The sequence below is a fragment of the Falsiroseomonas sp. genome (assembly GCF_041690465.1).
Taxonomy (GTDB): Bacteria; Pseudomonadota; Alphaproteobacteria; order Acetobacterales; family Acetobacteraceae; genus Falsiroseomonas.
Window position 1 is genome coordinate 22,160 of record NZ_JAWLHG010000033.1, and the last position, 9,732, is coordinate 31,891.

Annotated in this window: 12 protein-coding genes; 9 read left to right on the plus strand and 3 right to left on the minus strand. The window is 71.8% G+C overall.

Annotation, left to right across the window (positions count from 1 at the left end):
* Positions 1-948 (plus strand): polysaccharide deacetylase family protein, encoded by a 948-nt coding sequence (locus ACESM1_RS23025; RefSeq protein ID WP_372623556.1) that lies wholly within the window; start codon positions 1-3, stop codon positions 946-948.
* A 33-nt stretch (positions 949-981) separates the two neighbouring features.
* On the opposite strand, the gene ACESM1_RS23030 is transcribed toward ACESM1_RS23025, so the two are convergent.
* The 3 genes from ACESM1_RS23030 to ACESM1_RS23040 form a co-directional block, all read right to left on the minus strand.
* Entirely contained in the window at positions 982-1,362 is a 381-nt protein-coding gene (locus ACESM1_RS23030; protein WP_372623557.1) for a phage BR0599 family protein, read from the minus strand.
* A gap of 320 nt (positions 1,363-1,682) precedes the next feature.
* Positions 1,683-2,366, minus strand: a complete 684-nt coding sequence (locus ACESM1_RS23035; protein ID WP_372623558.1) for a Crp/Fnr family transcriptional regulator — start codon at positions 2,364-2,366, stop codon at positions 1,683-1,685.
* Positions 2,363-2,530, minus strand: coding sequence for a hypothetical protein (locus tag ACESM1_RS23040; protein ID WP_372623559.1), 168 nt, complete (start codon positions 2,528-2,530; stop codon positions 2,363-2,365). Before ACESM1_RS23040 ends, ACESM1_RS23035 begins: the two co-directional genes overlap by 4 nt.
* Positions 2,531-2,660: 130 nt before the next feature.
* On the opposite strand from ACESM1_RS23040, the gene ACESM1_RS23045 reads away from it, so the two are divergent.
* The 8 genes from ACESM1_RS23045 to ACESM1_RS23080 all read left to right on the plus strand — a co-directional run bounded on the left by ACESM1_RS23045 (position 2,661) and on the right by ACESM1_RS23080 (position 9,697).
* A complete protein-coding gene (locus tag ACESM1_RS23045; RefSeq protein WP_372623560.1) occupies positions 2,661-2,786 on the plus strand; it encodes a hypothetical protein in 126 nt (41 codons plus the stop codon).
* A 56-nt stretch (positions 2,787-2,842) separates the two neighbouring features.
* Positions 2,843-3,826, plus strand: a complete 984-nt coding sequence (locus tag ACESM1_RS23050; RefSeq protein ID WP_372623561.1) for an ABC transporter substrate-binding protein — start codon at positions 2,843-2,845, stop codon at positions 3,824-3,826.
* Positions 3,823-4,779: an ABC transporter substrate-binding protein gene (locus ACESM1_RS23055; protein ID WP_372623562.1), complete on the plus strand. Its 957-nt coding sequence runs from the start codon at positions 3,823-3,825 to the stop codon at positions 4,777-4,779. The genes ACESM1_RS23050 and ACESM1_RS23055 overlap by 4 nt, the downstream gene beginning before the upstream one ends.
* Complete coding sequence (locus ACESM1_RS23060) at positions 4,776-5,747, plus strand: ABC transporter substrate-binding protein (protein WP_372623563.1); 972 nt, start codon at positions 4,776-4,778, stop codon at positions 5,745-5,747. The genes ACESM1_RS23055 and ACESM1_RS23060 overlap by 4 nt, the downstream gene beginning before the upstream one ends.
* A complete protein-coding gene (locus tag ACESM1_RS23065; protein WP_372623564.1) occupies positions 5,744-6,733 on the plus strand; it encodes an ABC transporter substrate-binding protein in 990 nt (329 codons plus the stop codon). The genes ACESM1_RS23060 and ACESM1_RS23065 overlap by 4 nt, the downstream gene beginning before the upstream one ends.
* A 74-nt stretch (positions 6,734-6,807) precedes the next feature.
* Positions 6,808-7,761 (plus strand): ABC transporter substrate-binding protein, encoded by a 954-nt coding sequence (locus ACESM1_RS23070; RefSeq protein WP_372623565.1) that lies wholly within the window; start codon positions 6,808-6,810, stop codon positions 7,759-7,761.
* Positions 7,758-8,723, plus strand: a complete 966-nt coding sequence (locus tag ACESM1_RS23075) for an ABC transporter substrate-binding protein (RefSeq protein ID WP_372623566.1) — start codon at positions 7,758-7,760, stop codon at positions 8,721-8,723. Before ACESM1_RS23070 ends, ACESM1_RS23075 begins: the two co-directional genes overlap by 4 nt.
* Positions 8,724-8,728: 5 nt before the next feature.
* On the plus strand, positions 8,729-9,697 hold the full coding sequence (locus ACESM1_RS23080) for an ABC transporter substrate-binding protein (RefSeq protein WP_372623567.1): 969 nt from the start codon (positions 8,729-8,731) through the stop codon (positions 9,695-9,697).
* Positions 9,698-9,732: the final 35 nt, after the last annotated feature.

Genomic DNA, 9,732 nt, shown 5'->3' on the forward strand with positions numbered 1-9,732 from the left:
GTGCAGGAGATCAGCGTCGTCATCACCATGGACTGTGAGCCGAGCACGGCGACCAGCCATCCGAAGGCCACCGGCCCGCGCGACTGGGCGATGGGCGAGCGCGCGGTCACCGGCTATGTCGGCATCGCGCGCGAATACGGCTTCCCCTGCACCTTCTTCGTCCATCCCGAGACGATCACCGCCCAGGCGGCGATGTTCAGATCGCTGGAGGCCGACGGCCATTGCGTCGGGCTGCACATGCATCCCTGGAAATACGCCTTCTCGCGCTACCAGGGTGCGAAATACCGCTGCCATTTCGGCGACCTCACCGAGCAGGAAGGCACGGCGCTCCTCGCCGAGGCCTCTGTGCTGTTCCACGAGGCGATGGGCCGCCATCCAAGCTGGTTCCGCCCGGGCACCTTCTCGGCCAATGACAGCACCTTTCGCGTGCTCGCCGCGCTCGGCTTCCGCGGCGGCTCGATCTCGGCGCCAGAGCGAGTGTATCGTGCGACGCGCTCGGTCTGGACCGGCTGCGAGCCGGACCCGCACCGCGCCAACGCCACGTTTCGCCAGCTCGCGGGCGAGCTCGAGTTCGGCAACATGCCGCTCTCAGCGGATTTTTCGCAGGTCCTGACGGCGCCGAACGGCCGCCGCATGCCAGCGGACTTCCGCCCCGACACGGATTGGAAGGGTCAGTTTGGCATCACCTATCGCAGCATCGCCGAGAACATCGTCGACCAGGTAAAGGCGCGCGCGCCGGCAGTGCCGGTGCTGAACGCGATCAGCCACAACATGTTCGAGTTCCGGGACGCCGCCGATCCTTTCACGCAGCGCTTTCGCGAAATGCTGGACGAGATGTGTGCTGCTTGCGCACGGGCCGGGCTGAAGCCCGTTGGCACCACGCTCGCCGACATCGTCGAACGCGCACTGCAGGTCCGGCCGCCGGAGGAGGAGTTCGCCTATATCTGAGGCGCGCATCAGCGTGCTCTCCTGTCGTCCGGGTCATCGTGCGTCGGGATAGCGGCAGGTGGCGTCGGTGCCGGGGAGGTGCGGGAGGCTGCGGAAACTGGCGCCATTGGCGAGGCGATCGCGGCAGGTGGCCAGGCGCTTGTCGCAGCCGGCAGTGATCGAGACGGTGTCGCCGACGACGAGCGGCGCCGCAAAGGGCTCCCACAGCTCGATCAGCCCGTCCGCGCCATGGCTGCGCACCTCGCGCCGAGCGCCGGCATTGGCGCCGCTGTTGATGGTGACCCGGCCGTAGTCCGCCCAGCCCGCCTGCCGGGTGAAGGCGGCCGCGACAAAATCGGTGTCCGACAGCCCGGCCGTGATCGCCGCCGTACGGGTCCAGGTTGCTTCCGAGACGCCGCACGCCGACGAGAACAAATCGACACCCGGCATTCCGGCGTGTGGGGGTCGAGCACCGACCGATCGAGCAAGGCGGAGGGCAGCAGCAGTTCCGCCTCGAGACGGGTCTGGCCGGCCGTGACTCGCCCGATGCGTTCCGGCAGCACCACCTCCGGCGCCGGCGGCCAAAAGCCCGCGCGCGAACACCGCGGGAAACCCGCTGCTCGCGGCGAGGCCGAAAGGCCGAGATAGGCGTTCCGGTCTGCGGGGGTGGCGTAGCGGTGAGAACTGGGAACACAACTCTCTCTGGCCTCTCGGCCTGCTGGCGCCCGCGAGGCGTCTCGCCCGAACCATCCGCCTCACGTCGCGAGCCTCGCCGCGACGGCGTGTTCCAGCACCTCCGGCGCAAGGATCACCAGGGCGCCGCGGCTGCGTGCCAAGACACCCTCGCGCAGCAGCCGCGCCACCTCGCGCGACACTGCCTCGCGCCGGGCGCCGATGCGCAGCGCGAGGATTTGCTGAACCGGCGGAGGCGACATGCTGCGGCTGCCATCCGCGGCGGGCGGCGCCGCGGCGCGCAGCAACTCGCTATAGAGACGGTGACGGATATCGAGGCTTGTCAATTCCAGCATCCGGGCGTTCGCCTCGCGGATGCGCGCGGTCAGAACCTGCATCATCCGTCGGGACAACACCGGCGCCTCGGCGAGGATCGCCATGAAGGCCGCCCCCGGCAGGCGGCATATCCGAGTTCGATGGAGAGCCGTGACGGACGCCGAGCGCGGCGCGCCGTCGATCGCCGCCATGTCCCCAAAGAAGCCGCCCGCGGGCACGTCATCCAGGATCAGCTCGCGTCCACCGGGCGTGCGCACCGTGACGCGCACGCCACCCGACAACACGAAGAACACGTCGTCCGACGGATCGTCGAAATCAAGGATCAGCCGTCCCGGCGCGGCGACAAGCCACAGCGCGCGATCGCCATGGGGGCGCAGCGTCTCGGCGGGCAGGCCGCGGAAGAACGGGATGTCCGCCAGCGTGCCGCTCATGCGGTGACGTCCCGCGTGCGGCTCGGCCGGGCAGGCCGTGGATCGAGGCCGAGGGCATTCGGCGGCTTGCGCTCCCGCACCACCGCGCGCGATGGCGGCACGACCGGCAGGCCAGGCCCGGCACGCTGCCCGGACGCCGCGCTGCACCCTCCGTCCTGCCGCATCCTCGCCTCCCGAGCCGGCGGCCGCACCGCCCGCGGCACGACGTCATGTGCGGTTTCGCACATCCGGGGCGCCGGCGCGACGGCAGGCTGGAAGGCGTCGAGCGTCCTCTCCCTGCCGGAGGTCCCCGCAATGCCCGCCCACCTTTCCCGCCGCGCGGTGGCCGCGGCCGCGCCGGAGGTAGTGACCGCCGCCGGGCAGGGCTGTCCGCAGTATGCCTTCCAGGACTTCGTCGGCGTCGGTGGCCCGCCGCGATGACGCCCGGCGAGCCGTCATGCCGGCCGCCACGCATGGCTGGGGGTTCGGAAGGGCGCATGACGGGACGGCAGCGGGAGGACCGGACGGGGCGGCGGGCGGCGATGCTCGGCGCGCTCGGGCTGGCGCTCGCCGCGCCCGCGCGCGCGCAGAGACGCATCCATCGCCTCGGCGTGCTCGCGCCCGGACGCTTCTCGATTGAGGGCGTGCGGCGCTGGACGCTGCCCGAGCTCGCCCGCCTCGGCTTTGTCGAGGGTCGCAACCTCGAGGTCATGCTGCGCAGCACGGATGGCGAGGCGACGCCGCTGCCCGCGCTGGCGGCGGAGCTCGGCGCAGCGCGGCTCGATGTCGCGATCGCGGTAAGCAACCCGGTGGCGCGGCTGCTGCGCGCCGCCGATCCGCGCCTGCCCATCGTCATGGGCTTCGCCGGCAACGACCCGGTGGCCAATGGCCTCGCGGAGAGCCTGGCGCGGCCGGGCGGCCTGGTGACGGGCATCGTCATGCTGGGCGAGGAGCTGGACACCAAGCGGCTGGAATTCGCGCGCGCCCTTGCCCCCGGCGCGGCGCCGATCGGATTCCTTGCCGGCGCCACGCTGGCGCCCGACCGCATCGAGGCCGAGGCCGCCGCGCTCGGCATCCCGATCGCGCTGGCGCGGGCCGGCGGCCCGGAGACCTACGCAGCCGCGCTTGCCAAGCTGCGCGACGGCGGCGCGCGCGTGGTCGTGGTCGGCTCCTTCCCTGGCTTCGCCGGCAATCCTGCGCTGCTCGCGGCCCACGCGGCCGAGGTCGGGCTGCCGCTGCTCTGCGACTGGCGGCACATGGCGGAAGCCGGCTGCGCGGTGAGCTATGGCGCGAGCAATGCGGAGCTGCGCCGGCGCAACGCCGCGCAGGTGGCGCGCATCCTGCGCGGCGAGCCGCCCGGCGCGGTTCCCATGGAGCGGCCGGAGCGCTTCGAGCTGGTGGTGAACATGGCGGTCGCGACGCGCCTCGGCTTCGACATCCCGCCCCTGCTGCTCGCCCGTGCCGATGAGGTACTGCCATGAAGCGGCGCGAAGTCCTCGCCATCCCGCTCGCATCGGCGGTGCCCGCCCTGGCCCAGACCCGCCGGCCCCGCCGCATCGGCTATCTCCATTCCGTCAGTATCGCGCCCACCAACAACGCCCTGCGCATCATCTCGACGGACTGGCAGCACGCGGGATTCGTGGCGGGCCAGAACGCCTTCCTGCGGGCCGGCGGCGGCATGCCGGAGCGTCTGCCCGGCCTGGTTGCCGAGTTGCTGGCGCACGACCCCGGTGTTCTGATTGCGGTCGGCGCGCCGGCCGTCCTCGCCGCGGCGCGGCATGGCCGGGGCGTTCCCGTGGTCGCCGCCGACCTCGAAACCGATCCGATCGAGGCGGGGCTTGCGGCAAGCGAAGCGCGACCCGGCGGGCATGTCACCGGGCTGTTCCTCCATCAGCCCTCCATCGCCGCCAAATGGCTCGACCTGCTGATGGAGGCCGCGCCGCGCATCCGCCACGTGGTCTTCCTGTGGGAACCCTCGACCGGGATGCATCAGCGCCAGGCAGCGCAGACGCAGGCCGCCGCACGGCGGCTCTCCTTCGAGGTGCTCAACCCGTTCGAAGTGAGCGACCATGCCGCCGCCGTCGGACGGCTGGATCACGCCCGCACCGGCGTCGTGATGCTGACCGCGCCCGGCTACACGGACATGCTGCCGCGGCTCAGCGCCGCGCTGCGTGATGCCGGGCTGCCGGCCATCGCCTTCCTGGCCAATTTCGTCGGCCACGGGCTGCTGCTCGGCTATGGCCCCGACCAGGCACACTACTATTCGCGGGTGATGCCGATCGTGGAACGCATCCTTGCCGGGGAGGATCCCGGCAGCCTGCCGCTCGAGCGGCCGACCCGCTATCGCTTCGCCGTGGACCTTCGCGTCGCCGCCGCACTCGGCCTGCATCTTCCGCCGCCGCTGCTCGCGCAGGCCGATGAGGTGATCGAATGATCGCGCGCCGCACGCTGTCGCTGCTGTGTCTCCCGCCCGCTCTCGCCCGCGCGCAGCGCCGCCTGCCCGTGGTGGGCTTCGTCGGCTTCGCCTCGCCCGAGGGCGACCGCCTCACCGTCGAGGCCTTCCGCGAGGGAATGCGCGCGCAGGGCCAGGTGGAGGGCCAGACCTGGCTGTTCGACCATCGCCACGCCGATGGGGATCCGGCGCGGGGCGCCGCAATCATCCGCGACCTCACCGCGCTGCCAGTGGATGTGTTCATCGTGCCCGGCCCCGCGGCGGCGCGCGCGGTGCGGCGCGCCACCGCCATCCCGCTCGTTGCCATCGGACTGCCGCCGGTGCAGAGCGACCCGGAGCTCTTCGCCTCACTCGCCAGGCCGGGCGGCTCGGTCACGGGATTCGCAAGCTTCGGCGAGGAGATGTCGGCCAAGCGCATCGAGTTCCTGCGCGAGACCATCCCGGACCTGGCCGCCATCGGCGTGGTGCACAATGGGACCGACCCGACATTCGACGCGTGGGGAAGGCTGACCGAGGCCTCGGCCCGCGCCCAGGGGCTGCGCGCGCTGCGCCTGCCGCTCGCATCGCGCGACGGTGCGGCGCTGGCGGCCGGCATGCAGGCGCTGCGGGCCGATGGCGCGCAGGCGCTGGTCGTGGTGCGCGACTTCCTCACCAGTTCTATGATCTCGGAGATCATTGCGGCGGCGATGGCCGAGGGGATCGCGGTGATCGGCGACCAGGCGCGTTTCGCCGAGGCCGGCGCGCTGTTCAGCTATGGCGCCAGCCTGCCTGACCTGTTCCGTCGCGCTGCAGGCTATGTCGTGCGCATCCTGCGGGGCGAGCGGCCCGGCGACCTCCCGGTCCAGCTACCGACCGCGGTGGAGTTTGTCGTCAACCTGCGCACGGCGCGCGCCCTCGGCCTCACCGTTCCGCAGGCCGTGCTGGCGCGGGCGGAGGAGGTGATCGAATGAGGCGGCGCCCATGGCTCGTGATGCTGCCGACCGGCCTGGCTGCCCCACGCCTGGCCGCCGCGCAGCCTGCCGAGCGGCGGCGCCGCATCGCCGTGATCATCTCCAGCGCCGAAGGGGACCCGGACGCCATCGGCCGCGCCGCAGCACTGCGCGAGGGGCTTCGTGCGCTAGGCTGGATGGAAGGGCGCAACCTGCAGGTCACCTATCGCTGGGGCGCGGGCGACGTGGCGCGCGCCGAGGCGCATGCGCGTGACCTCGTCGCGATGGCGCCGGAGGTCATCGTATCCAACGGCACGCCGCAGCTGGCGGCCCTGATGCGGCACAACCGCCATATCCCGGTGGTCTTCGTCGTCGTGGTGGACCCGGTCGGAGCCGGCTTCGTGCAGAGCATGGCCCGCCCGGGCGGCCACGTGACCGGCTTCGCGACCTACGAGCCGGAACTGGGCGGCAAGTGGCTCGCCCTGCTGCGCGAATTCGACCCGCGATTGCGGCGTGTCGCCATCGTCGGGGACCAGGAGTTCCGCGGCTTTGCAGGTCTCTCGGCCCGTATCCTGGCGCGGGCGCCCGCCCTCGGTCTCGCCGCGACGGACCTGCCCTTCCGGTCTCCGGGGGAAGTCGTCGAAGACCGGCTGGCGGCGTTCGCGCGCGAGGGTGGGGCCGGGATGATCGTGCTGCCCACCGCGCTCAACCTGCTCGCACGCACGCGCCTGATTGGCGCAGCGGCGCACGCGCGCATGCCGGCGATCTACCCCTTCCGCCCCTTCGTCGAATCCGGCGGGCTGATGTCCTATGGCTTCGAGCCGCTCGACCTGTTCCGCCGCGCGGCGGCCTATGTCGACCGGATCCTGCGCGGCGAACGGGCCGCCGACCTGGCGGTCCAGCTGCCGACGCGCTTCGAGTTCCTGATCAACCTTCAGGCGGCGCGCACCCTTCGCCGGGAGTTTCCCGGCATGCTCGTCGCCGCTGCCGACGAGGTCATCGAATGATCGCGCGCCGCTGCCTCTCCGAACCTCCGTCTCCGCGGGCGGCAGAGGATCCGCCCCGGCTTCTCAGGCGGTCCTTGACCGCTGCCTTCCTGGCCTCGCCGCTGCTGCACGGATTGTCGGCCGCGGCTTCCGGCAGGCCGCTGCGGGTCGGATACGTCGTCAACGGACCTGAGAGGACGATATTCGAGGAGAAGTTCGAGCTCGGGATGCGGGAGAACGGGTATATGGTCGGAAGAAACCTGACGATCGACTACCGCCACCAGCTGCGTCCCGACCACGACCTCCGCGACGTCATGAAGTCCTTCGTCGCTGCCAGGGTGGACGCGATCGTCGCGTCCACGCGGGGCGGTGTCCTGGCAGCCAGGGCAGCAACGACGACGATCCCGATCATCTTCGGCGCGACGCGCGACGCCATCCAGGACGGGCTCGTCCAGAGCCTCGCCCGGCCGGAAGCCAACGTGACCGGCCAGTCGTTCCATGCTGGCGAATTGTCGGCCAAACGCGTGCAGCTGATGCGCGATGCGTTTCCGCAAGCCGGCAGGTTCGCGGTGATCTTCAACACCTATTACCCCTCGCAGATCCAGATCGATGAGGCGTGGCGGGCCCAGGCGGCGCTCGGCATCGACCTGGTCTTCCGGGGAATCGCCGTCCCCGAGGGGCTGGACGACGCATTCGCGGCGCTGAAGCGCGACGGCGTGGCGGCGACCTTCGTGGTCTCGGATGTCTCCACCATCACCAGTCGCGTGAGGCTCGGCGAGGTCGCGATCAGGCACGGCATGCCGCTGATGCTGTCGAACAAGCGCTATCTAACGGGCGGTGGCCTCATGAGCTATGGGCCCGACATCAGCGAAGGCTTCCGCCGGGCCGCTCGGCAGGTCGTGCGGGCGGCCAACGGCACGCCGATCAGCCACCTGCCGGTCGAGAACCCCACCCGCTTCGAATTCGTCATCGACCTGCGCGCCGCCAGGGCGCTCGGCATCGAGATTCCGCCCTCGATCCTGGATCGCGCCGACGAGATCGTCGAATGATCCCGCGCCGGGTGCTGTTCTCGACTCCCCTGCTCTCGATGCCGCTGCTGGTGATGACCGCCCGCGCGCAGGCGGCCCCGCGACGCATCGCGGTGCTGGCGCTCACGGCGCGGGCGATCGAACTGCTTCGCGAGTACCTCCTGCCGGAGCTTGCCCGGCGCAACCTGCGGGAGGGGGCGAGCTTCACCCTTGAACCCTTCGTCGCAGGCGCGCGGCTGCAGCCGCAGGCAGCGGCGGAGGCCGTGCGCCGCGCGCCGGACGCGATCGTCGCGATCAGCGGGCCGGCCATCGAGGCCGCGCGCCAAGCCACCACGACCATTCCCATCGTCATGTTCGGCGCGGATTTCCGGGTTCTCGCTGGAACCAGCATGGCACGCCCGGGCAGCAACACCACCGGCGTTGCGCTCAACACCGTCGAGTCCGAGGTCAAGCGGGTGGAGCTGGCCGCCGAGCTGACGCCAGATGCCAGCGTCGTCGGCGTGCTGTTCTATCGCGACACCATCGGCCAGGAGCAGCGCGAGGCGGCGATGCGCAGGTCTGCCGAAGGGATCGGGCGCGCGCTTCGCGTCTATGGGATCGGCGAGGCCGGTGAGTTCCGCGCCGCGCTCGCGGCGATGCGCCGGGATGGCGTCGGCGCCGTCGTGCTCGGGGGCACGCCCGAGACGCTGGGCGACATACGTCTGCTCGCCGCGCAGGCGAGGGAGGCCGGGATCGCGACCGTCTGCCTGTTCGGCATCATGGTCGAGGAGGGATGCATGCTGAGCCACGGGCCGAGCATCGCCGCCATCTACCAGCGCATCGGCCATCACCTCGCCCTGGTCCTGCGCGGCGTGGCGCCCGCCGACATCCCGATCGAGGCGCCGACACGGGTGGAGACCGTGATCAACCTGCGCATCGCCGAGGCCATCGGCCTTGCCGTGCCGATCCCTGTTCTCGCGCGTGCCGATCTCGTGCTGGACTGAGGCCGATGCATCGCCGCACGCTCCTCGCCGCGCCTTTCCTGGCTGCCGCGCCCGCCAGGGCGCAGCCTTCGCGTCCCCTCGCGCGGATCGGGTGGCTGACGGCGCAGCGCGAAGCGAGCCTCACGCCCTTTCTGCCCGCGCTGCGCGCCGGGCTGGCGGAGGCCCGGCTGGTGGAGGGCCGCAACCTCGAGATCGCCTACCGCTTCGGCGATGACGACGCCGCGCGCCTGCCCGCACTGCTGGCCGAGCTCGTCCGGCTGCCGGTGCATGTGCTGCTCGCGCAGGGCGTCGCGGTCGCGCCGGTCATCCGCGCCCGGCCGCCCGTGCCGGTCGTCTTCGTGATGAGCAGCGATCCGGTCGCGGCCGGGCTCGCGGAGAGCCTGGCGCGTCCCGCACCGGGCACCACCGGCGTCACCTTCCTCTCCGCCGAGATGAACGGCAAGCGCGTGGAGCTGCTGCGCGACCTCCTGCCGGGGCTCACGCAGCTCGCGATCCTGGCCAACCCCGCCCATCCCGGCGAAGCCATGGAACGCGCCGTTGCGGAAGGCGTCGCTGCGCGGTTCGGCATCGCCACGGCCATGCACCACACGCGCAACGCCGCCGAGCTGGAACTGGCCTTCGCCAGGCTCGCCGCCGCGCCACCCGGCGCGCTGCTCGCCTTCGCCGACGGCTTCGCCCTGCAGAACCGCGCGGCCATAGCGCGCTTCGCGATGGCGCTGCGCATTCCCCTGGTGTCCGGCTGGCGCGCCTTCGCGGAGGCGGGGGCGCTGCTCTCCTACGGCCCGGTGCTGCCCGACTCCTATCGCCGGCTGGCGCATTTCGTGGATCGCATCCTGCGCGGCACGCGGCCGGAGGCGATGCCGATCGAGCAGCCGCGCAGCTTCGAGCTGGTGGTGAACCAGCGCACCGCCGCCGCCATCGGGCTCGAAGTGCCGACGCATTTGCTGGCGCGGGCCGAGGCGGTGATCGAATGACCGGGCCGAGCCGCCTTGCACGGTCGCCGGGCGTC